The organism is Tenuifilum thalassicum (assembly GCF_013265555.1).
Classification (GTDB): Bacteria; Bacteroidota; Bacteroidia; order Bacteroidales; family Tenuifilaceae; genus Tenuifilum; species Tenuifilum thalassicum.
In genome coordinates, this window is sequence record NZ_CP041345.1 from 454,496 (window position 1) to 476,546 (window position 22,051).

Annotated in this window: 20 protein-coding genes and 1 tRNA gene; 13 read left to right on the plus strand and 8 right to left on the minus strand. The window is 37.3% G+C overall.

Features of this window, described 5'->3' with window-relative positions:
* The first annotated feature begins 39 nt into the window (after positions 1–39).
* The 12 genes from FHG85_RS01940 (at position 40) to FHG85_RS01995 (ending at position 10,556) form a co-directional block, all read left to right on the plus strand.
* Positions 40–127 (plus strand) — tRNA-Ser (locus FHG85_RS01940).
* A gap of 69 nt (positions 128–196) precedes the next feature.
* The gene (locus FHG85_RS01945) at positions 197–1,018 is read left to right on the plus strand and encodes a MotA/TolQ/ExbB proton channel family protein (protein WP_173072594.1); all 822 of its coding nucleotides are present in this window, start codon (positions 197–199) and stop codon (positions 1,016–1,018) included.
* Between the two features lie 6 nt (positions 1,019–1,024).
* Positions 1,025–1,456 carry a hypothetical protein gene (locus tag FHG85_RS01950; RefSeq protein WP_173072595.1) on the plus strand — a complete coding sequence of 144 codons (432 nt, stop codon included), beginning with the start codon at positions 1,025–1,027 and terminating at the stop codon, positions 1,454–1,456.
* Between the two features lie 57 nt (positions 1,457–1,513).
* The gene (locus FHG85_RS01955) at positions 1,514–2,089 is read left to right on the plus strand and encodes an ExbD/TolR family protein (protein WP_173072596.1); all 576 of its coding nucleotides are present in this window, start codon (positions 1,514–1,516) and stop codon (positions 2,087–2,089) included.
* Between the two features lie 2 nt (positions 2,090–2,091).
* A complete protein-coding gene (locus FHG85_RS01960) occupies positions 2,092–2,556 on the plus strand; it encodes an ExbD/TolR family protein (protein ID WP_173072597.1) in 465 nt (154 codons plus the stop codon).
* Positions 2,557–2,679: 123 nt separating this feature from the next.
* Complete coding sequence (locus FHG85_RS01965; RefSeq protein WP_173072598.1) at positions 2,680–4,080, plus strand: alkaline phosphatase; 1,401 nt, start codon at positions 2,680–2,682, stop codon at positions 4,078–4,080.
* 345 nt (positions 4,081–4,425) lie between these two features.
* Positions 4,426–6,045, plus strand: coding sequence for a hypothetical protein (locus FHG85_RS01970; protein WP_173072599.1), 1,620 nt, complete (start codon positions 4,426–4,428; stop codon positions 6,043–6,045).
* A gap of 12 nt (positions 6,046–6,057) precedes the next feature.
* Positions 6,058–6,579 carry a hypothetical protein gene (locus FHG85_RS01975; protein WP_173072600.1) on the plus strand — a complete coding sequence of 174 codons (522 nt, stop codon included), beginning with the start codon at positions 6,058–6,060 and terminating at the stop codon, positions 6,577–6,579.
* Between the two features lie 14 nt (positions 6,580–6,593).
* Positions 6,594–7,553: a DUF6175 family protein gene (locus FHG85_RS01980; protein ID WP_173072601.1), complete on the plus strand. Its 960-nt coding sequence runs from the start codon at positions 6,594–6,596 to the stop codon at positions 7,551–7,553.
* A 12-nt stretch (positions 7,554–7,565) separates the two neighbouring features.
* Positions 7,566–8,534 (plus strand): hypothetical protein, encoded by a 969-nt coding sequence (locus tag FHG85_RS01985; RefSeq protein ID WP_173072602.1) that lies wholly within the window; start codon positions 7,566–7,568, stop codon positions 8,532–8,534.
* Between the two features lie 49 nt (positions 8,535–8,583).
* On the plus strand, positions 8,584–9,159 hold the full coding sequence (locus FHG85_RS01990) for a hypothetical protein (protein ID WP_173072603.1): 576 nt from the start codon (positions 8,584–8,586) through the stop codon (positions 9,157–9,159).
* 104 nt (positions 9,160–9,263) lie between these two features.
* Entirely contained in the window at positions 9,264–10,556 is a 1,293-nt protein-coding gene (locus FHG85_RS01995) for a hypothetical protein (RefSeq protein ID WP_173072604.1), read from the plus strand.
* Between the two features lie 71 nt (positions 10,557–10,627).
* On the opposite strand, the gene FHG85_RS02000 is transcribed toward FHG85_RS01995, so the two are convergent.
* From FHG85_RS02000 to FHG85_RS02025, 6 genes are all read right to left on the minus strand, one after another.
* Entirely contained in the window at positions 10,628–11,008 is a 381-nt protein-coding gene (locus tag FHG85_RS02000; RefSeq protein ID WP_173072605.1) for a DUF1987 domain-containing protein, read from the minus strand.
* A gap of 127 nt (positions 11,009–11,135) precedes the next feature.
* Entirely contained in the window at positions 11,136–12,026 is an 891-nt protein-coding gene (locus tag FHG85_RS02005) for a class I SAM-dependent methyltransferase (protein ID WP_173072606.1), read from the minus strand.
* A gap of 26 nt (positions 12,027–12,052) precedes the next feature.
* Complete coding sequence (locus FHG85_RS02010) at positions 12,053–13,873, minus strand: peptidase U32 family protein (RefSeq protein ID WP_173072607.1); 1,821 nt, start codon at positions 13,871–13,873, stop codon at positions 12,053–12,055.
* Between the two features lie 6 nt (positions 13,874–13,879).
* Positions 13,880–14,710 carry a Cof-type HAD-IIB family hydrolase gene (locus FHG85_RS02015; RefSeq protein ID WP_173072608.1) on the minus strand — a complete coding sequence of 277 codons (831 nt, stop codon included), beginning with the start codon at positions 14,708–14,710 and terminating at the stop codon, positions 13,880–13,882.
* A 63-nt stretch (positions 14,711–14,773) separates the two neighbouring features.
* A complete protein-coding gene (locus tag FHG85_RS02020; protein WP_173072609.1) occupies positions 14,774–15,745 on the minus strand; it encodes a tetratricopeptide repeat protein in 972 nt (323 codons plus the stop codon).
* A gap of 86 nt (positions 15,746–15,831) precedes the next feature.
* Positions 15,832–16,275 carry a nucleoside deaminase gene (locus FHG85_RS02025; protein WP_173072610.1) on the minus strand — a complete coding sequence of 148 codons (444 nt, stop codon included), beginning with the start codon at positions 16,273–16,275 and terminating at the stop codon, positions 15,832–15,834.
* An 87-nt stretch (positions 16,276–16,362) separates the two neighbouring features.
* On the opposite strand from FHG85_RS02025, the gene aspS reads away from it, so the two are divergent.
* Positions 16,363–18,117 (plus strand): aspartate--tRNA ligase, encoded by a 1,755-nt coding sequence (gene aspS, locus FHG85_RS02030; protein ID WP_173072611.1) that lies wholly within the window; start codon positions 16,363–16,365, stop codon positions 18,115–18,117.
* A gap of 61 nt (positions 18,118–18,178) precedes the next feature.
* On the opposite strand, the gene FHG85_RS02035 is transcribed toward aspS, so the two are convergent.
* Positions 18,179–18,385 carry a hypothetical protein gene (locus FHG85_RS02035; protein ID WP_173072612.1) on the minus strand — a complete coding sequence of 69 codons (207 nt, stop codon included), beginning with the start codon at positions 18,383–18,385 and terminating at the stop codon, positions 18,179–18,181.
* Positions 18,386–18,752: 367 nt separating this feature from the next.
* Positions 18,753–22,019: a S41 family peptidase gene (locus tag FHG85_RS02040; RefSeq protein ID WP_173072613.1), complete on the minus strand. Its 3,267-nt coding sequence runs from the start codon at positions 22,017–22,019 to the stop codon at positions 18,753–18,755.
* Between the last annotated feature and the right edge of the window lie 32 nt (positions 22,020–22,051).

Here is a 22,051-nt window from a genome sequence, read left to right on the forward strand (position 1 = left end):
CACGTTTCAAGCGTTCATTGATTAGAATTTATTAATTTTGGAGAGATGGCCGAGTGGTCTAAGGCGCACGCCTGGAGAGCGTGTATACGCCAAAAGCGTATCGAGGGTTCGAATCCCTCTCTCTCCGCTAATTTTTGTTTAACTAATAATTTTGAGAATTAGTAACCCTTAGTAATAATTAAACGACAAACAAACCATGAAAAAGCTATTCACATTAGTAGCAGTTATGGGTATGCTCACTTTTGGAGCATCATCAATTGTAAGCGCGCAGGAGGGTAATGAAGCAACTCCTGATACCGCAGTAGCTCAGCAAGATACTCTTGCAGCTCAACAAGATACAGTAGGTTTAACCGATGAAGCTGCTGAACCAGTTGTTGAGGAGCAATCACTTCACAAAGCTATTAAAACCAAATTCATCGAGGGTGGGCCTAGATTTATGTCTGCTATCCTACTAACATTGATTATTGGTTTAGCTATTGTAATTGAACGTATTATTTATCTAAACCTTTCAACAACTAACACAAAGAAACTTCTCAACGCTATTGAAGAGGCTCTTGAAAAGGGTGGTGTTGAAGCAGCTAAAGAGGTATGTCGCAATACACGTGGTCCTGTAGCTAGCATCTTCTACCAAGGTCTTGACCGAGTTCATGAAGGAATTGAGGTTGTTGAGAAATCTATTGTTACCTATGGCTCCGTTATGATGGGTCAGTTAGAGAAAGGATTAACATGGATCTCTCTTTTCATTGCTATTGCTCCTATGTTAGGTTTTATGGGTACCGTTATCGGTATGATTGGTGCATTCGATGCTATCCAAGCAGCTGGTGACATTTCTCCTGCACTTGTAGCTGGTGGTATCAAGGTTGCTCTTATCACTACTGTATTCGGTCTTATTGTTGCTATTATTCTTCAGGTATTCTACAACTACCTACTTTCTAAGATTGATAGTATTACCAATGACATGGAAGATGCTTCTGTAAGCCTTCTTGACATTCTTGTTAAATTTAATCTTAAAAAATAATTAGCCATGAATAGCAGATTATCAACCTATGCAAGGGTTTTATCGTGGCTATTAATGGGCGTTTCTATAGTTATAACAGTTCTATTTTTCATGAGCAATCAGGATGTTGAATCTGTTCAATCGTTTATAGTTTGGGCCTATATCCTGTTCGGAATTGCAGCTGTTACTGCATTAGTTTTTCCGGTTATAAATTTTGTAAGAAACCCCAAAAATGCCGTTAAATCATTAATTGGGCTAGGAGCAATTGCTGTAGTTTTCCTTATTGGATATCTAGCAGCAGATGCAACTGCACTCCCTTCGCCTACTCAAAATCCAGATCTTTCTAACCCTTCGGTTCTTGTAATTAGTGATACTGGATTAATTGCAACATATATACTATTTGGCTCTGCCCTATTTTTAATGTTGTATACTGGTATACGTAGCGTATTCCATAAGTAAATTAATCAAGGTAAGCCGGGATAGCCTGGCTTACCTCTAATAAATACTAAGAAAAAGATGGCAAGAAAAGTTCCAGAAGTAAATGCCAGTTCAACTGCCGACATCGCTTTCCTATTGCTCATCTTCTTTCTGATTTCAACAACTATGAATGTAGATACTGGTTTAACGAGGATGCTTCCTCCAATGCCAGAAAAAGATCAGAAACAGGATGATGTTGAGGTTAAGCGTAGGAATATATTCACCGTGCTTATCAACAAAAGTGATAGGTTGTTGGTACGTGGTGAACCCATGGACGTTCAAATGTTAAAAGAGAAAACCAAGGAGTTCATTATGAACCCTAATAATGATCCTAATCTCTCTGAGATAGAGGAAAAGGAAATACCAATGATTGGTCGATATAGGGTTTCAAAGGGCGTTGTTTCTCTTCAGAACGACAGAGGAACTTCCTACGAGATGTATATGAAAGTGCAGAACGAGCTGGTAGCCGCATATAACGAATTACGTGAAGAACTATCAACATCAGTTTTCGGAAAGCCATATCAAAAGTTAAGCAAGGAAGAAAAAGATGCTATCTCAAAAGCTATTCCTTTGCGTATTTCCGAGGCTGAGCCTAAAAACGTGGGAGGAAAATAGCCATGGCAACATTCAAACGTAAAGGGAAAAACGAAATTCAGGCTATTTCAACTGCTTCGTTACCCGATATTGTATTCATGCTTCTTTTCTTCTTTATGGTCAGCACCACCATGCGCGAAACAACACTTATGGTGCGCACCCAGCTACCAGAGGCTACTGAAGTTAGCAAGTTAGAAAAGAAGTCGCTAGTTTCCTATATCTATATTGGACCTCCTACTAAGCAGTTTCAGGCATTATTTGGTACTGAACCTCGTATTCAGCTTAACGACTCTTTTAAAACACTCGACGACATTCGTGACTTTATCGCTTCTGAACGTGAAGCAATGAAAGAGGAAGATAAGCCTTTGCTTACCACCTCGCTCAAAATTGATAAAGATACTCGTATGGGTATTGTTACTGACGTAAAACAAGAATTACGTAAAGCAAGTGCGTTGAAAATTGTTTATGCTGCTCGTAAAGCTGAATAGTTATCATATTAGAATGTAAAAAACTGTCCTTCTAAAGGGCAGTTTTTTTTTAACATTTACAACCGATTAGCGTTATCTATATTAAACGTATCTTTACAATATTGATGCTTAATCTATAAAACCATGAAAAAGTTTTTTTTACCCATTGTTGTCATACTTTTAATATTTTCTGGATGTCAAACTAGTAGCCAGAAACCAAAGTATGTGTTTCTATTTATTGGAGATGGAATGGGGATGTCTCATGTGCAATTAGCTAAGTTATATTCCGATAGTGTACTAAAAAAAGACAATTCCATTTCTTTCTTAAATTTTCCTGTTGCATCAAATTCTACTACCTATGCAGCTAATCGGTTTATTACTGGCTCTGCAGCTGCCGGAACTGCTCTTTCAACTGGGTATAAGACATCTATTAATACTCTTGGGTTGAGTTCTGATCATTCCGATACTCTCTATAGCATTGCAAAGCGATTCAATGAGAATGGTCGGAAAGTAGCCTTAATTACTAGTGTTAGCATTGACCACGCAACACCAGCAGCATTTTATGCACATGTACCTTATAGGGGTATGTATTATAAAATAGCTACCCAGCTATTTAAATCTGATTACGATTTCTTTGCGTCAGGTGGCTTTCGCGATCCCTATAATTATATGCAGGATTCCAGTTCAATTAGTATTTTTGAACTAGGTGATAAAAATGGTTACAATTTTACTACTACGTTGGAGGGAGTTGACTCCCTTGTTTCAAGTGGTGCTAAACATATAATTTACTCTGTTTCTAACCCTGCCCCTGGTAGTACGTTAAAGTATGATATAGATAGAGTTAGCACTGATGTTACCCTTGCCGATCTTACCAGGAAGGCTATTGAGGTTGTAGATAATCCTAATGGATTTTTTATGATGGTTGAAGGAGGTAAAATAGATTGGGCTGCTCATGATAACGATGCTGCTACTGTTATTTATGAGGTTTTGGCCTTCTCGGATGCAGTTAGTGAAGCTGTTGATTTTTACAAAAAGCACCCCGATGAAACAATTATTATAGTGACAGCCGATCACGAGACTGGTGGCCTTTCAATTGGAAATAGGGAAAACCACTACGATAATCATGTTGCATTATTGCAATACCAAAAAGTGTCAAAGGAAAAGCTACACGAAATAATTAATGATTATTTAAATAAAAATAACAAGCCTAGGTTTGATGAACTTTTAAATATCATCTCAAACAAAACAGGCTTAAACAAGGAGATAGCATTATCTTCTGCCGAGATAGCCATTCTAAAAGAGTCTTTTAACAAGATGGTTCAAGCTAAAAACTTTTCTCAAAAAACATTATACAGCGAAACAGACCTGCTGACTTCTAACGTTTTGAAATTATTAAATAGTAAGGCTGGTATAGGTTGGACATCTGGATCGCATACTGCAGAACCTGTTCCAGTATTTGTTATAGGGGAAGGTCATGAGTCTTTCATGAATCAGCTCGATAATACTGATATTCCTAAAAGGATAGCTGAAATTTCTGGAATTTGACAAAACGAACGCATATTTGTGTCTTTACAGTGTGATATGTAAGAGGCTGTTTGTTAACGGCCTCTTTTTTTATCTAACATCCAGAATAATCTATGTAATATCTAATGTTGGAATGTACATGATAATTGTTTGTTTTAAATTCAACCATCTTAGGTCAGGATATTTAAATGACATATTCATTAGGTTTTGCTTTTTGATAAAACCATGTATCCATGTTTTAAATTAATTGTGGCTTATGGTAAGCTACTTGTTTTCGGTGTCTAAGATATTTGCTGTCTGAGGAAAAAAATTTTTTTTTCAAAAAAATACCGTAAATTTATTCAGAAAACCAAACCTATTCTAAAAATGAAAAAGATTACTCTGCTTACAGCGTTAGTGTTATTGAGTTTTACCTTAATGGCTCAAGATATAGAAAAAGGTAATAAGATTCCTTCAACTTACGATCGCAGCTCGTTAACTGTATTTTTCATGAAGTTTTCAGGGGAAAAATATGTCGATGAGGTAGAAAATCAGTTCCCCAATATTTCGTTAAGCGACAAATACTACAATAATAATCTCGATATTGTTGTTTTTGATGCTCCTTTTAGTCGGAGTGAACAGGCATTAAACAAGGCTATCGAAAGCTTCCTGATTCAAAAAGATGTACCAAAATCAATTATCAGCAAATGGTACAATAGGAAAGAGGATGGAAGTATGGATTTGAATTTGGTTTTTGATAGGGGAATGTTTAACGCAACCGATGCTCAATACATTAAGGCTCAAGCAACAAAGCGTGGCGAGAACATGCTTAAAGATTACGGTAATCGCCTAGTAGGTAAGAGCTACATTCTAGTTTTAGATTATAAAAACATTAAAAACCTCAAAAAATCTGGCTATGAGAAGATGAGAGGCTGGAATGCAGTTGTTGATGGATATCTTTACAAGATTAAATTTGATTTGGAAACACAAAATGCACTATACGATTGCTGGATTTACCCAGAAGACACTCCAGAAATTCGCCAAGAAAAAATTAATAAGTTTAAGGAGTTAAATATTCCAATAGAATTTGTTACCAAAACTACTGTTAATATATCTGCCTCTCAACCAACAGAGGATACTACACTTGGTAAGCTAATTAAGCAGAAATCAGAAGAAGAACTATTTGAAGAGCTTGTTCAAAAGGGTTACGATGAAACACTATATTATCTTGAACGCAAGCACGAAGATTTCATGGTTAAAACAACTATTTACCAAGTTCATCCTATTCGTGCTAAAATAGGATTAAAAGAGGGGTTAAAGTGCGATCACCGTTATTTTGCATATGAGTATGTTTATAATGAAAAAACAAATAGAGCAGAGCCTAAATTCCGTGGAGTAATCCGTGCTACAAGTAAAATTGTAGATAACAGAAAGGTTGCTAAGGGCGATACCCCTACTTCAAAATTTTATCAAACTGCTGGCCGTAAATTGCACGAAGGTTACTTGCTAAGGCAGCAAAACGATATAGGGCTTGAGGTTTTAGTTGGTTACGAAGCAGGTGAAGTTGGGGGTGTTTATGGCCGTATAGATTATCGTACTGGCCGATTTACTGGGGTGAAAGCCTTATTTATTTACCTAGAGGGCGGTATCGATTCCAAAGATTATCCTTTATACGATGCCCCAGCATTTGTTCATTATGGAGCGGGTTTAGCTAAAGGGTTTATGTTAACCAGGAATTTGGAACTTCGCCCTTATGTTGGATTAGGACAAGAGTTGGCTACTCACGAAGATTTTACAAATGGATCACTTAAAGCTTTATATCTAAAGGGAGGTGCAAATCTGGCACTAAATTTGAAACATAACTTCCAGGTTATGTTTGGTATGGGATCATATTCATTTATAGGTAATGCAGAAGATGACGATGGAGATACTGGACTAACGTGGAACGATTATTTCGAAGGCAGAAGTGGTGCTGCCACAATGTTTGGGATTAAACTAATGTTCTAAATATAATAGCTTATGAGAAGATTATTAATTGGTTTATCGGTTACGTTTTTAGCTTTGGCAATGGTGTTACCTGCCTCAGCACAAAATCGTAGGGAACGAAAGATCTTATGGAATAGCCAGTATAATTACGAGATCGAGCCAGTTGGCGTTGGACAGGATGGAACCAAAGTTTTTAAGGTATGGGGATATGGGAAAAAGGTTAATGATGCTGTTATGAACGCCAAACAAGCTGCAGTGGCTGCTTGTATATTTAAGGGCTTACCAGGAGGTGCTGGCTCCGCTCCAACTCCACCAATTTGTTCGCAGCCTAATGCTGAGCAAATCCATGCAGATTATTTTGAGAAATTCTTTGAAGTGGGTGGAAAGTACCTGCAGTTCATTGCTCTTACTAACGATGGCGAACCTGCTGGTGCCGATAGGATTAAAATGAGAAAAGGCTACAAGGTTGCTATTTATGTTCAGGTTATGTACGACGCCCTTCGTAAACAACTTGAAAATGATGGCATTGCTCGTCGACTAGATGCTGGATTCTAAAAAAGTATATGACTATGAGAAAAATATTTTCAACATTTATAGTTCTTGCCGTTGCAATAGCTGCATTTGGGCAAGCAAAGAAACCTATTCTTATGGTTGTGCCTAGCGATCAGTACTGTATTAGTCGCGGGTACAAGATGGAATTTGAGAACCAGGGTATGAAGCAGGTTTTACCCGATTATAAAGCTGCCCTTCAAAACGACCCAGATTTAAGGCTTGTTATTACCAAAATGGGGCAAATAATGGCCGATAGGGGGTTCCCTCTTAAGGATTTAGAGCAGGAACTTAAAAACTTGGAGCAAGAGAATGCCGAATCTATGATGCTAACTAGTAAATCGAGCGCATCTGAACTAGCCGAGAGCCCAATTGACGCATTAAAGCGAGTGGCTAAGGCCGACATTATTCTTGACCTAGATTTTCAAATTAAACGCCAAGGGCCTCAAAAGTATATAGTTTTTAATCTTAAGGGGTTAGATGCATATACTGCAAAACAGGTTTCGGGTGTCGCTGGTGCTGGTAGTCCATCTACCGCCGCTTCTCCTGAACTTTTACTCGAAGAAGCAGTGCTTAGCCATATGGATAATTTTAATGCTGGCCTAATGCGTCATTTTGAGGATATGTTTGCAAAAGGACGTGAGGTTAAGGTTCAGATTAAAGTTTGGAGTAATTGGGGTGAGGATTTGGAATCGGAATTTGGTGAAGATGGCGAGGAATTATCTGAAATTATAGAGAATTGGTTCTTTGATAATTGCGTTGAAGGGCGCTTTAACCTTTCCGATGCTTCCGAAAACTTTATGAAGTTAGAGCAGGTACGTATCCCTATGATGAAAACTGATGATAGGGGTAGAGAAAGGGCTGTAGATACTCGTTCATTTGTTAGAGATTTACAGAAGTATTTGAAAGACATGGGAATTCCTTCAAAGTTGTATCTAAGGGGTTTAGGTGAAGCATGGCTTATTCTTGGAGAAAAATAAACTTTAATTGAAATGAAAAAGTTACTACTTACTATAGCAATAATCGGTTTTGGATTAAGCTTATATGCTCAAAATAGTCAGGGCAAAACCGACGACATGGGACGTATTGCACTTGCGGCTTTAGTTCCCGACCAGGCAGAGAATATCCCACAAGGCGCTAAGCAGATGCTTGTGAATAAAATGAGTAGAATTGCTACTCAAAATGGACTTGGAGCAACTGCTGCAAACCCACGATTCTGCATAGTTCCTCTTGTTACAGTTATTGGCAAGGAAATTACTCCTACAGCTCCTCCCATGCAGGCGGTAAATCTTGAGGTTACCTTCTACATTGTTGATGCTGCTAGTCAGAATATTTTTAGCCAAACAAGCATTAATGTTAAAGGTGTTGGCCGAACCGAGGACAAGGCTTTTATTCAAGCATTGAAAAATATAAATGTACGCTCAGGCCAATTTAAAGGTTTTGTTGAGAAAGGTAAAGAAAAAATTATTGAGTATTATAATTCACAATGTGATGTTGTACTAAAGGGAGCTCAAGCACTTGCAGGTCAGCAAAAATACGAAGAGGCTCTATTTGTTCTACTATCGGTACCCGATGTTTGCCGTGAGTGTTTCGATAAGAGCATGGATCTCTCTATTGATATATACAAACAGTATGCTAACCAAAAGTGTACCGAATACCTTGCTGGTGCAAAAGCTGCTTGGGCTAACATGAATACTGATAAAGCAGCAGAATACCTTTCAAAAATAACCCCAGATATGGAGTGTTACGACGATGCTGCTCAACTAGTTGAGGAAATTAAAGAGAAGCAGCTAGCCGATGGCGCAAATGTATGGGACTTCAAGATGAAAAAGTACGACGATTCAGTTGAAAAAGATAAAATGATGATTCAAGCTGGCAAGGATATTGCAGTAGCTTGGGCATACTGGGGGGCAGCACCTCACTTTAATTGGGACTGGTCCTGGCTCTACCAGAAAAAATAGTTGTTTATAAATGTTTTGAAATTTTAAGTTAAACCTAAATTGAATGATTATGAAAATGAAAAATTTATTAATGGTTGCTAGTGCATTTACTTTTGCTTTCATGCTAGCAAGCTGTGGCGGTTCAAAAAAAGCCGTTGACGACTCACTAGGTAAAGAGGTTAATCTACCTTGTAACGATGATGAGTTTCACTCAGATGCTAAGTACTTCCGCGGAACTGGTAATGGTATCAGTTCTGACCTAAGTACTGCCAAAAGTAAGGCACGTATCGATGCTCAAACAAACCTTTCTCGTAGCATTAGCACTACAATGAAGGCTGTAGCCGATCGTTATGTTAATGAGCGTCAGGTTGGCGATGCAATGGAGTTTGAACAAAAATTTGAGCAAATGACCCGTGAGGTTATCAATCAGGAACTTAACAATGTTTCTGTTGTTTGCTCAAAGACTTTCCAGAAAGATGGGCGGTATCAAGTATTTCAAGCTTTAGAGGTGCCTAAAGATCAGGTGCTTAATAATATTAAAGACCGTATCTCAAAAGATCAGAAATTACAGCTCGATTACGATAAGATGAAATTTGAGCAAGTATTTAACGAGGAAATGGAGAAAATGGCTAACGAACGCCCATAAACTATTTATGCCTTTTAAACAGCAGCCTCATCTTGGGGTTGCTGTTTTTATTAGCCTTTGTCATTTAATCACCAATCCCCTTTTGGGGTAAAATTGAAATGAGTATGAAAAAGTTTATCATTCTTGCTTTATCCGTTTTTGGCATTCTGAGTTTCACGTTTGCTCAGGATAAACTTCTGGATAAGAGCGGAAGACAACCCAAATGGGTGAATGGTTTGGAAAAGGATTATATTATTGTAACTGGTACTGGTCCAACTGCGCAGGACGCGCAGCAGGATGCTTTATCGCATGTAAAAGCTCAAATTGTATCTTCTGTTGCTGAGAATGTAAAGGCTACATCAGAGGTGCGTAAGGAAGAGTCAATGGTTAATAATAATGTAAGCCAATTCCTTGAAAAGTTTGCAACATCTACAACCACTCAATCGGGGAAAGTCCCTTTTCTTCAGGGGATTTCAATTTCAAAAGTAAGTGAGTACTATTGGGAGAAACGCCAGAGAGCCGATAAGTCAGTTTACTTTATTTACCACCTTAAATATCCATTTCCTGAATCGGAACTAAAAATGCTTGTGCTTGATTTCAAGATGCGCGATCGTGAGTTAACTCAGCAACTTGAAGATATTTTAGCCCAGGTTGATAATGTTGAAACCATAGAGCAAATAGAGAAGAATATCTCGGAACTTAAGTCGTTGAAGGAATATTTCATGGATGGTAGAGTTGATCAATGTAACCTAGGAATTACACGCTATAAATCGTTACTTAAGTCCATTGAACTTGTTGAGATTGAAAGTGGTTTAGGCGAGTTGAAATACTACCTGAGACTAAATGGACGAAAAGTATCAACAGCAAAGAAACCAACTGTTCGCTCAGAATGCGCACGTGTTAACTCTATAATTAATAATCCAGAGGGTGTTACCATAAAATATAATTACGAAAATTGCTACGAAGACCCCGAAAACAATATACATGTTAAATACATGTTTAGCGGTGTAACAGTTGATAAACGCTTTTACTTCGACATTACTGCAAATAAAGCATCGATTTTTGTGAGTGAGCCTATACATCTAAATGCAATAAGCAAGGATGAGGAGAGCGTGAACGGAATTATAATCGATATGACCGTTCATTCTAAGTACGATTCACCTTTTACGATTGAGAAAGTTGTTCTGGAATGGAAAGGTTTACCACCTGTGGTAGTTGAAAATATCGGTCAGTCGTTTCAGGGAAAAGGAAACCATCAGCTAAAAATTACTTCTGAACAGGTACTTAATGCGGAAAAAACATCATCAGCTGGCAAAACACTATCATTAATGTCTGGTTACATACATTACCGGGCCGATGCAACAGGTGAACTAAAGACCTATAGGATTTATAATCAAAGTTATACTACTGATTGGTAGGTAATGGACTGGTTAGAAATAAAAAAGCCGCTAATCGAATGATTAACGGCTTTTGATTTATTTGGTTCAATTTACTCCTTGTAAGATTCTAATTTAAAGGGAACTTTAATGTGATTGGAGAAATCTTTTCCAGCATCTTTAATGTCAATATCATCTTCGTTATACATCCAAATGATAGTAATATTATTCCCTTCCAAAGCAATCTTCTCAAATCGTTTTAAGACCTGGAATATCATTTTAGAACTTGGTGTATTGTAATAAATCATTTTAAATTTAACTACAGTCTCTGGATTTGGATTCTTTGCATATTCATCAATCCATGAAATAATAGGATCGTAAAATTTTCTAGCATCTTCAGGCAACGAATTCCCTAAGAATTCAAACACCCCTGCATCTTTATCCAGCGTAACTGTAGGATATTGGCTTGTCCCAGCTATTTTTATTGGATCCATACTATCTATTTTAAAAATTCAAAATACCCCTAATAACAAATATACGTAATTTGAATGCAAAAGTAACATTATCTTGATAAGATTTTTGTGTTTTTTGGCAGACATTATTTTTTTATAAACAAATAATTCATTGACTAGATCTTATAAATACGCCCAATGGAAGTTTTCTGCTACTTTTATCGGAAACATAGAGTTCTCCCATTTCATATTTTTTAGGACTAAAAATGCTAACAATAAGGTTCTCGGCTACAATAGGAGAGTATCCCATTGAGTAAAGGTTTAAAATGATAAACGAATTTTTTTTATCTAAAATTTTGTTACAGTTCTCAAGAAGTTCGATAAGATTATTTTCTAAAATCCACTTTTCGCCATTGGGGCCACGCCCATAAGCAGGCGGGTCAAGAATGATTCCATTGTAAATTCTTTTTCTTCTAACCTCACGGGCAACAAATTTAACGGCATCGTCAACAATCCAGCGAATATTGTTAAGGTTACTAAGTTCCATGTTTTCGCGCGACCAGTTAACGGTTTGTTTTACGGAGTCCACATGGGTTACAGCTGCACCTGCAGCTCTGGCTGCTAATGAGGCTCCGCCTGTGTATGCAAATAGGTTTAGAACAGACGGGCTGTTTATTTTAAGCTGCATGATAGTGTCGTAAATGTAGTTCCAGTTTGCTGCTTGTTCAGGGAATATACCTACATGTTTAAATGAGGTTAGCCCCAGTCTAAATTTCAAATGCATCTGTTTATACTGGTAACCAATTATCCACTGCTCCTGGCAACTCCTCTTTTTCTTCCATTCGCCCCATTCGTTGTCGGAATCTCTATTGCCTTTCTTCTTTATGAAGTATGCATGAGCTAAGCGCTCCCATTCTTGCTGCGACAAACCCTTATGCCATAAAGCTTGGGGTTCTGGTCGGGCAAGGATTTGGTTGCCAAATCGCTCCAACTTCTCACCTTCTCCGCTATCTATTAGCTCGTAATCGGTCCAATTTTGGGGAGTTTCAAGCAGTATCATTTTAGTACTTGTTTGGGATTTCAAATTTAATTTTTTGGTTTCATTACCTTCATACTACAACTTTTACAATCAAAAACAAGCGGGAATATCCCATATTTGTTTTTAAGGTATAGTTTACCAGTGGGCCTAGCATTTTGTTTAATGGGGCATAAATTCAGTTCATATTTAATGCAGTACCTGGTAACCATGAGTTCTACATTATCATCAGGCTCTTGAATTTCAAATGCAGGCTGAATTCTATTAACTCCCAACTCTTTAAAAAAGGTTCTGCTTAACCTATTGGAAACATTCGATTTATACGTGAGATTCTCATAGGGTAGTTTAGGGTTAATATTTTGAATATTACGTATTTCTCTTTTATGATAGAGTAACCGTTTTTTTAAGAGTTCATCAAGCAATTCTCTTCTTAACCTGTTTATCTCCTTAATTGGGATAAAGGGTAGGTAGCTTGCATTAAAAGATATCGATTTGATTTCAAATATTGTGTTCCCCGTTTTTTTTAGCTGGGATTCAATTTGTGAGAGAATATTTTGGTTGTGGGCTTCTTCAAAGCTATTTGATAATTCTTTTTTTAAAGTAATTCCATCTTCATCTACTATTAAAAATGCAATTTTTGTAGGAGAGAAGTGTACCTTAAGTTCACAGCTAATTTTTCTTGAAGAGCTCTCTCTGTTAAGAAGCTGTTCAAACTCAAAATCTTCGTTTCTGTAAATTATCAAACCTGAGTGTAACCCATCAACCATCCTATTTGGGTAAATCTTATTTTCATCAACTTTATTCACTCTGAAACCTACAAGCTCATTTTGCGGGTTAAAAAAGCACAATCCATCTCCGTTGTTCAGATTTTCTGTTGAGCTTATTGTAATAAAGTTTTTACCAACACCTTTTACCTTGCCAATCTTTTTACCTATCGATTTAGGGGTGTTAAATGAAGCCTGGTTTAATATTCTTCCGTTTATGAAATGGTTTGTGAACCCTCTGTTGAACGATTTTTCTGGATCGGGAGTGAATGAGTATGTGCATCTACCGCTCGACGAACGCTTGTAATCTTTGTTTGAATCGATGAACTGATTTAGCAGGTTGCTATAATATGCCGTGATATTCTTAACATAGCCAATATCTTTAAGTCGTCCCTCTATTTTGAATGAAGTTACCCCAGAGTTAACTAGCTCATCAATATGTCTGCTAAGATTTAAATCTTTAAGCGAAAGAAGATGTTTATTTTTTAAAAGTGTATTGCCATGCTCATCAATAAGATCATAGGATAATCGGCAGGGTTGGGCGCATGCCCCTCTATTTGCACTTCTATTAAAAAGTGCCTGGCTCATGTAACACTGACCGCTATACGAAACGCAAAGGGCACCATGAACAAAGAACTCTAGTTCAACTTGCGTTTTGTTTCTTATGTTCTTAATTTCAGCAACTGAAAGTTCTCTTGGGAGAACTACACGCGAGATACCACACGTTGAAAGGAAGTTGATATGTTCTGGAGTTAAATTATGCATTTGAGTGCTTGCATGTAGCGCGATAGGTGGGATATCCATTTTCAAAATGGAAAAATCCTGAATAATAATTGCATCAGCGCCAGCTTTGTAAATGCTATGAATTAGATTTTGAACTTCATCAATTTCTTGGTCGTAAATAATGGTGTTTACAGTTACATAAACCTTTGCATGGTACTGATGGGCAAAAGAGCATAGTTGCTCAATATCCTCGATAGGGTTTCCGGCTTTTTCTCGTGCACCGAACTTACTTGCAGCAATGTAAACGGCATCGGCGCCATGAGTAATGGCTGCAATACCAGATTCTAAGTTTTTTGCAGGGGCAAGAAGTTCGAGTTCTATCATTCTTGGCTATTTGAAAATTTCTCCAATGGTTTTTGCAACTCCATTTTCAATATTGCTTAGGGTCACCCTTTTTGCTTTAGTTTTTACTTCGTCAGGTGAATTATCCATAGCAACTCCAAGTCCTACAAGTTCTAGCATTTCAATATCGTTAAAATTATCGCCAAATGCAATTGCATTGGTTGGTGAAATTTCCATGCTTTTCAAAAGTTTCTCACAACCAATAGCTTTATTAACATTTGCTGGCGTTAGCTCTATATAGGTCTCTTTGGAGCGATAAACATTAATTGCATTGGAGTAGTCTTTTACCAATCGGTTATACAAACCATCTATAATCATGCTATCACCCATAATCATAATCTTATGAATGGGGTTGTTGTCGTTTTTTAGCTCTGCAACTTTAGTTTCAAAATTGTTGCAAAGAGTTGCTTTTACACGTGTGTTATTTTCTTCACGCAATCGCCATTCGTCATTTTTTGAAACCATCCAGAGGTTATTTGAAAATAGGCTAAAATGCAGATCGAATTGGTTGCATATTTCATAAATTGAAGCTGCAACAGCATGGTCAATTGTTTCTGAACTAATAATATTCTCTTTAGACGTGCCTTTTTCAATGGAACTCAATATTAATGCGCCGTTATAGCATATGGCTGGTGCATCTAAGGGTATTTCCCTGTAAAGATGTAACATTCCCAATGGCATGCGAGCCGAAACCATGACAAAAGGAATGCCAAATTCGGTTATTCTTCTTATTTGGTAAATGGTTTCAGACGATAGTTCCCTGTTTTTGTTAAGAAGGGTTCCGTCGACATCGGAAAAAACAATCTTATATTCAGACATTGTTAAACTTTTGAGAATAAAAAAGGGCTGCATTTGCAGCCCTCAAAGATATAAAAAGTTAGCTTATTGGCATTTTAGCTGTTTAATCTGGTAGTCGGCATTTGGTTTAAATGTACCAAACGCAGCATTTTTATATGCTTCGCAAGCTTCAGATATCTTATTTAACTTATGGTAAGACTCAGCGATTAGGTAGTATATTTCTGCTTTGTCTTCAGCAGTACCTTTAATTACCTCTAAAGCTTTATTACCATATTCAATGGCATCGTTCCAACGTCCAAGTTTATGATAGTTAATTGTCATCAGCCTGTAAATGTCGTAATCGTTCCCATCGTACTTTAATGCCATATCAAGTAAGTTAACCACATCATTTAACTTGTTAGCATTGCGAGCTTCATCTGCTTTCTTAAGGAAGTAAGCTTTTCCTTTTAGCTTTGCTTTTTCAACATTATCAAGGTCGTTATATTTTGTTCCCATTTCAATTGTTAGATCAAGATACTTAACCATTTCATCCTCGTTGCCGAGCTCTTCAAGTGCTAATGCTGAGTTCAAGTAAGGATCAATAAATGTTGAATCAAGTTTAATAGCCTTACTATAATTTGAAAGAGCTTCGTCAAATTTCTTTTCTTTATACTTCCTATTACCCATTACATTATAAAGTTTGGGTAAAGTCTTTTCAACTCGAGTTTTAACAACGCCATTGTTGTATTTAGTGGCAGTTTCTTCTGCTTTTTCAAGGTTGTCGAGAGTAGCTTGAAGGTCTTTTGCCTTATACTTTGCCATGGCAAGCTGGAAGTAGATTGTAGGAACTAGGTTTTCTGCTTTTTGCTTAATTTCATCGCCTTCTTCGCCTAGCTCTTCAGCAATTTGAATAGCTGAAAGTGCACTTGCAATGGCCTGTTCAGGGTTTTGTTTGTAATTAGTTGCAGCTTCGTTATATGCCTGTATAGCATCATTAACACTTTGAGCATATAGCTCATTCACTCCACCAAATAATGCAGTTACCACTAAAAGGCATAATAAGATTGTTTTCTTCATAGTTATTGAATTTTGATTGTTTTAAAATTTGTTAATGACCCCAAAAATATTACATCGAAATTAAAAACAAAAATTAAGCCATAAAATTATCTTTTTCTTGAAAAGAAAGATGTAACAATACTGGAACATTCTTCGGATAAAACGTTAGCAATTGTAAATGTTTTAGGATGAAGAATTTTAGATGAAAACTGAGTAAACCCACGTTTTGGGTCGGGTGCTCCGAAGACCAATCCTCCAAGTTGTGCCCAATGTATTGCACCTGCACACATGGCACACGGTTCAATAGTAACATAAAGTGTGCACTGGTTTAAATATTTGCCTCCGATATAGTTTGTTGCTGCAGTGATTGCTTGCATCTCGGCATGTGCGGTTGGGTCTCCTAACGTTTCTGTTAAGTTATGTGCTCTAGAAATTATTCGACCATTACAAACTATAACGGCACCTATGGGTACCTCGTTTTTTTGCAAAGCTTTTTGGGCCTCTTTTAAAGCTTCGCGCATAAAAAATTCGTGCTCTTTTTCTTTTCCCATAGTATATTTTGTCCAAATATATTAAAAAATATAACTGAAGCATCGTTTTTTATTTTTACATTCGCAACTTGAAAAATTTAATTAGTTATGTATAGATCACATACTTGCGGAGAATTAAGAATTGCCGATGTGGGCAAAAAGGTAACACTTAGCGGTTGGGTTCAAAGAGTTCGCAACCTTGGTGCTATGACATTTATCGATTTACGAGATAGGTATGGAATTACACAGTTAGTGATAGATGAAAATTCATCAAGTGATCTTAAAAACTTGGTTAAAGAGCTTGGACGGGAATACGTAGTAAAAATTACTGGTGAGGTTATTGAGCGTGCAAGTAAAAATAAAAAGATACCAACTGGTGAAATTGAGGTTAAAGTTGATGAGCTAAACATCCTTAACCCTAGCGAAACACCTCCGTTTACAATCGAAGATGAAACAGATGGAGGCGATGAGCTAAGAATGAAGTATAGGTATCTTGACCTTAGAAGAAACCCAGTAAAAAACGCACTCTTATTGCGTCATAGAATGGCTCAGGAGGTACGCAAGTATCTTGACGAACAAGATTTTGTTGAGGTGGAAACACCTTTCCTAATAAAGTCAACTCCAGAAGGAGCTCGCGATTTTGTAGTGCCCTCGCGTATGCATCCTGGTGAGTTTTATGCGCTACCTCAATCTCCACAAACTTTCAAGCAGCTCCTTATGGTTGCCGGTTTTGATAAGTATTTTCAGATTGTGAAGTGTTTTAGGGATGAGGATTTAAGAGCAGACCGACAACCCGAATTCACCCAAATTGACTGTGAAATGTCTTTTGTAGAGCGCGATGATGTTTTAAATACTTTTGAAGGGCTAATTAAGCACCTTTTTTCAAAAGTAAAAGGAATTGAATTTAATGAGTCTTTTAAACGCATGCCCTACACTGAGGCTATGGAGAAATATGGGAGCGATAAGCCAGATTTAAGATTTGGGATGGAGTTTGTTGCTCTTAATGATGTTGTAAAGGGAAAAGGTTTTAGGGTTTTTGATGATGCTGAGTATGTTGGCGGAATTTGTGCAGAAGGGTGCTCAGAGTATACAAGAAAGCAGCTCGATAAACTTACCGAGTTTGTAAAACGACCACAAGTTGGTGCTTCTGGTCTGGTTTATATTAAATACAATACCGATGGTTCGCTAAAATCATCGGTTGATAAGTTCTTTTCACAAGAAGACCTGTTGGCCATTGCAAATGTTATGGAGGCTAAACCAGGTGATTTAATGCTTATTCTTGCTGGCGATAAAAAGAAAACGCTTTTTGCATTATCGGAGTTGAGGCTTGAAATGGGTAGTAGACTAGGATTGCGTGATAACAATAAGTTTGTTCCATTGTGGGTGGTTGATTTCCCTCTTCTGGAATGGGACGATGAGGAAAAAAGGTATTTTGCCATGCATCACCCTTTCACTTCACCTATACCTGAAGATGTACCACTATTTAAAACTGAACCTGGAAAGATACGTGCAAATGCATACGATCTTGTTATAAATGGCGTTGAAATTGGTGGCGGTTCAATTCGTATTTTCGATAGGGAATTGCAACAAACCATGTTTGATGCTCTTGGTTTTACCAAAGAAGAGGCCGAAAAACAGTTTGGCTTTCTTATGAATGCCTTTAAGTATGGTGCTCCTCCACATGGTGGAATTGCTTTTGGCTTTGATAGGTTATGCTCATTGTTTGGGGGTAGCGAATCAATTCGTGATTACATTGCCTTCCCTAAAAATAATGCAGGTAGGGACGTTATGATTGACTCGCCCTCGACAATTAGCGATAAGCAGCTTGATGAGTTGCAAATTGAGATAAAGAAGAACGAATAGTTAAGGTAATAAAAAAACATCCGGCACTGCCGGATGTTTCTTATTTTTTTACAGTTGATAATTACTCAGCTGCAGGAACTGTGTCTTGAACTTCAGCTTCTGTTTCAGCTTCAGCCTCAACATTAGCAGCAGCAGTAGTATCAACTTGCTCCATTTGTTGTTCAACTTGAGGTTCTTCAGCTGCTTGCTCTTCTTGCTTAGGAGCTGATTTACATGCAACCATTGCTAGCATTCCGGCAGCGATTAGGAAAAATGCATACTTTTTCATGGTAATTAATTTTGTTAGTTAGTTCGTTACAAATGTATGTAATGAATATTAAATTTCAAAGAAAATAACAAAAATATTGATAATTGTCATTGAATAGTACGTTGTTTTTACTTTAAGTGTCTCGCAGCTAGCACTAAAAGTGGCTTTTAAGTAATTGATAATTGTTGGTGCTTTTTGAAAATTTTGTTAAAAAAGCATTTGAAATTAATAGGTAAGAAGGAAATATATGGGGCGCTGATTTAAAGGGAATTTAAGTACCAAGAAATAGTTAGAAAAGGATTTCTGCCAGTGACATAAATGAAAAGTTAACTAAAGGGGATACCTAATTCTTTGGCACCCCCTGAATGGTTGTTGTGTGTAAAGTGTTTTATTTTAACTGTTTAAGTAGTTCTTCTACTGCAGCCTTTATTTGTGTATCAATTCCTGTTGCTGCATCTTCAGGAGATATTGAGACTTGAATGTCTGGGTATAATTGATGATTTTCTAGATATTCGCCATTTAAGGCCTTAACACCCATTTGTGGGATTCCAAAAACCAATGATGGATCAATAAGTCTTTCCCACCAAACTGCTGTCATTGTACCTGGTACTGGCATTCCTACCAGTTTTCCAATTTTTAATGTTTTGTAAACAAATGGAAAACCATGAGCATCGGAATAGTTGCCTTCGCTAACAAGTACTATTGATGGTTTATACCATTTAGAAATAGGTTCAGAACCAATGTATTGACCTCTAGGAACATAATCTACATACCGTTTACCGCTTAAGAGGGTTGCTAAGTCATCGTGAAGCCATCCTCCTCCATTGAATCTTGTATCGACTATAACAGCCTCTTTGTCCCGATATTTTCCTAGTAAATCGGCATATACTTTTCTGAAACTTTCAGAGTTCATACCTTTTACATGAACGTAGCCAATACGTCCATTTGACAAGCGTTCAACGTCGGCAGCCCGTTTCTTAACCCAATTTTTGTACAAAAGATTTGACTCTTCGTTTAATGAGATTGGCTTTACTATTTGCGACCAACGTTTTCCTGTTGCAGGGTTAAAAATTTCTACAAGAGTTTGCTTCCCCTTTTTCCTATTTAGAGCCCTGAAATAATCGGAATTGGTTAAAATTTCATTACCGTCAATTTTTTCTATTATGCATCCAGCTTTAATTTCAAATTTTGATGAGATAAGTGGTGAGTTTTCAATAACCTCAGCAATTCGTATACCCTTCCCCTTGTAGTTAAAATCAATGAAGATTCCTAGCGATGCGGTTTGATCTGCGTTATCCGAACGGTAGTAATACCTACACCCAGTATGTGAGCCATTTAGTTCACCAAGCAACTCGCTCATCATTTCAGAGAAGTCAAAGTTGTTATTAATGTGAGGTAGGAAGCGCTTATACTCTTTTTTGTAAAACTCCCAATCGGTTCCATGAAGTGCTGTATCGTAAAACTTCTTTGATACCTGTCGCCACATGTGTTCAAACAGATACTCCCTTTCACCTTGTGGATTAATTGTTTGATCTGCAGAGAATTTGATAGTTGTTAACTTATTGTTCGAAATGTTAATTTTCATGGGTTTGCCATCGGATAAAAGGTAGATGTATTTCTGGTCTTTATCCATTTGCATGTAACCTGCATCCCCATCTATCTTTACAAGTAGTTTTGTTTTATTGTCTTTTAACTCGTTTACCCATAAGTCGTATCCTTTTTCAAATTTTGAGAGGTAGTATAGCTTATCCCCATCAGGAGTAAGTATAGCATCAGAAAGATTTGATGAGTTTATGGTAAGTCTAACTTTTCTTTCTTCAATTCCATCAAAGTCAATTTCTATAGGCTTTGTTGATTTGTTATTAGTATTTAGATTTTTTCTTTTTGCTTTCTTTGATTTTTCCTTTTCCTTTTCGTTTGATTTTTGTTCTTCCTTCTCTTTTTCTTTTAGGATTTCCCATTCAATCTTAGGCAGTTTGAACTCTTCAAAGGTTTTTTGGTTAAGGAATATCGCATATACATCAAATTCAGAACCCCAAGAACCATGACTCCGCATTCCCATTTGATCGTTGAACCAAATAATCGCATTTCCATTCATGGCCCACTTAGGAGAATTATCTTCGTAGCCACTTGGCGTCAGGTTAAAGAATTCGCCAGAGCCATCGGCTTTAACAAGAGCCACATCTGAGTTAGGCCAAGATGGGACCTCCATAAAATTTACTGCAAACCACTTTCCGTCGGGTGACCATTGGTACCACTGGTCGCCATCGCGATACGAGTAGTTGTATTTACCATCTAGTATCGTTCTTATCTTTCCAGTTTCTAAGTTTTTAACGCAAAGGGTAGTACGCTCTTTAAGAAAGGCAACCTCTTTTCCGTCGGGTGAGTAGGCGGGTTGAAAGGCTTCTTCAGGAATATCAACTATTAGTTCTTCCTTAAGTAGGGTTGATAGGGTAAAGTTAGGTTCTTCTTCCGAAACTATAGAGGTTTGGTATATATTCCAACTTCCATTCCGTTCAGCGGCATAAATCAATTTTTTGCCATCTGGACTAAAACTAACTGATCGTTCTTGTTCAGGAGTATTAGTAATCCGTTTGGTTGTAGAGTAATCTGTTGAGGTAACATATATATCACCGCGAATTATTAGTGCTAATTCTTTTCCTTTAGGTGATATAGATATTTCAGTAGCGCCATTGTTAATGGTTTTATTTACATACTCAGGTTCAGAACGATCGGCACGGATTGTTATATTTACTTTTGATGGAGATTCTCCAGGGAGCATTGTGTAGATTCCACCATTATAGTGGAAGCATAATGTTCCCTTGTTATCAACAGATAAAAACCTAACGGGATGTTTATCAAAATTGCTCAGAATTTTAGATTCTCCATCTCCAGAAATAGGCATCGATGCAATGTTAAAACTCCCAGTTTGCTCTGTAAGATAGTAAAGTGTTTTACCGTCGGGTGAAAATACAGCATTCCGATCTTCTCCTTCAAAGTTTGTTATTTTCTTATGGGTTTTCTCTTTAATGTTATAAATCCAAATATCCCGAGTAACAGACGATTTGTGGTGCTTACGCCAAATGTCCTCATATCCTTTTCTGTCAGTATACGCTAAGAAATTCCCATCGGGGCTAAAATTGACATATTCGGCAGGTGTAGTAAGTATCTGATTAATTTCGCCACCTGTAATTGGTACAGAGTAAAGCTCACCTAAAATCCTGGAGGGGAAAAGGACATTGAGATGAGAGTCTTGAATATTTGCAGAGAAAATGACTTCTTTCCCATCGGGTGAAAAGCACGATGGAATTTCGTTTGCCGAATGGTAGGTTAATCTTTGGGGTTCTCCTCCTGAAGCTGATACCACGTAAATATCAAAATTACCATATCGATTCGAAGCAAAGGCTATATGGCTACCATCGGGAGACCATACTGGCATGTAATCGTAGGCTGGGTTTGATGTTAGCTGTATGGCCTCACCGCCTTTTGAAGGAACCTTATAGATATCGCCTTTGTAACAAAAGGCAATAAATTCACCATTGGGTGATATGGCTGGATAGCGCATCCATAATGGTGCATTATCAGATTTTACATTCGATAAACTTACAAAAATCATTATGGTTGCAGCAGCTAGTTTTAAAATGAACTTCTTCATAGCATATCATTTTCTTATTTGAGGTATTATCA

Excerpts from the sequence above, each read along its gene's own strand:
- FHG85_RS01945 (WP_173072594.1), top strand. The coding sequence starts at position 197 with ATGAAAAAGCTATTCACATTAGTAGCAGTTATGGGTATGCTCACTTTT.
- FHG85_RS01950 (WP_173072595.1), top strand. The coding sequence starts at position 1,025 with ATGAATAGCAGATTATCAACCTATGCAAGGGTTTTATCGTGGCTATTA.
- FHG85_RS01955 (WP_173072596.1), top strand. The coding sequence starts at position 1,514 with ATGGCAAGAAAAGTTCCAGAAGTAAATGCCAGTTCAACTGCCGACATC.
- FHG85_RS01960 (WP_173072597.1), top strand. The coding sequence starts at position 2,092 with ATGGCAACATTCAAACGTAAAGGGAAAAACGAAATTCAGGCTATTTCA.
- FHG85_RS01965 (WP_173072598.1), top strand. The coding sequence starts at position 2,680 with ATGAAAAAGTTTTTTTTACCCATTGTTGTCATACTTTTAATATTTTCT.
- FHG85_RS01970 (WP_173072599.1), top strand. The coding sequence starts at position 4,426 with ATGAAAAAGATTACTCTGCTTACAGCGTTAGTGTTATTGAGTTTTACC.
- FHG85_RS01975 (WP_173072600.1), top strand. The coding sequence starts at position 6,058 with ATGAGAAGATTATTAATTGGTTTATCGGTTACGTTTTTAGCTTTGGCA.
- FHG85_RS01980 (WP_173072601.1), top strand. The coding sequence starts at position 6,594 with ATGAGAAAAATATTTTCAACATTTATAGTTCTTGCCGTTGCAATAGCT.
- FHG85_RS01985 (WP_173072602.1), top strand. The coding sequence starts at position 7,566 with ATGAAAAAGTTACTACTTACTATAGCAATAATCGGTTTTGGATTAAGC.
- FHG85_RS01990 (WP_173072603.1), top strand. The coding sequence starts at position 8,584 with ATGAAAATGAAAAATTTATTAATGGTTGCTAGTGCATTTACTTTTGCT.
- FHG85_RS01995 (WP_173072604.1), top strand. The coding sequence starts at position 9,264 with ATGAAAAAGTTTATCATTCTTGCTTTATCCGTTTTTGGCATTCTGAGT.
- FHG85_RS02000 (WP_173072605.1), bottom strand. The coding sequence starts at position 11,008 with ATGGATCCAATAAAAATAGCTGGGACAAGCCAATATCCTACAGTTACG.
- FHG85_RS02005 (WP_173072606.1), bottom strand. The coding sequence starts at position 12,026 with ATGATACTGCTTGAAACTCCCCAAAATTGGACCGATTACGAGCTAATA.
- FHG85_RS02010 (WP_173072607.1), bottom strand. The coding sequence starts at position 13,873 with ATGATAGAACTCGAACTTCTTGCCCCTGCAAAAAACTTAGAATCTGGT.
- FHG85_RS02015 (WP_173072608.1), bottom strand. The coding sequence starts at position 14,710 with ATGTCTGAATATAAGATTGTTTTTTCCGATGTCGACGGAACCCTTCTT.
- FHG85_RS02020 (WP_173072609.1), bottom strand. The coding sequence starts at position 15,745 with ATGAAGAAAACAATCTTATTATGCCTTTTAGTGGTAACTGCATTATTT.
- FHG85_RS02025 (WP_173072610.1), bottom strand. The coding sequence starts at position 16,275 with ATGGGAAAAGAAAAAGAGCACGAATTTTTTATGCGCGAAGCTTTAAAA.
- aspS (WP_173072611.1), top strand. The coding sequence starts at position 16,363 with ATGTATAGATCACATACTTGCGGAGAATTAAGAATTGCCGATGTGGGC.
- FHG85_RS02035 (WP_173072612.1), bottom strand. The coding sequence starts at position 18,385 with ATGAAAAAGTATGCATTTTTCCTAATCGCTGCCGGAATGCTAGCAATG.
- FHG85_RS02040 (WP_173072613.1), bottom strand. The coding sequence starts at position 22,019 with ATGAAGAAGTTCATTTTAAAACTAGCTGCTGCAACCATAATGATTTTT.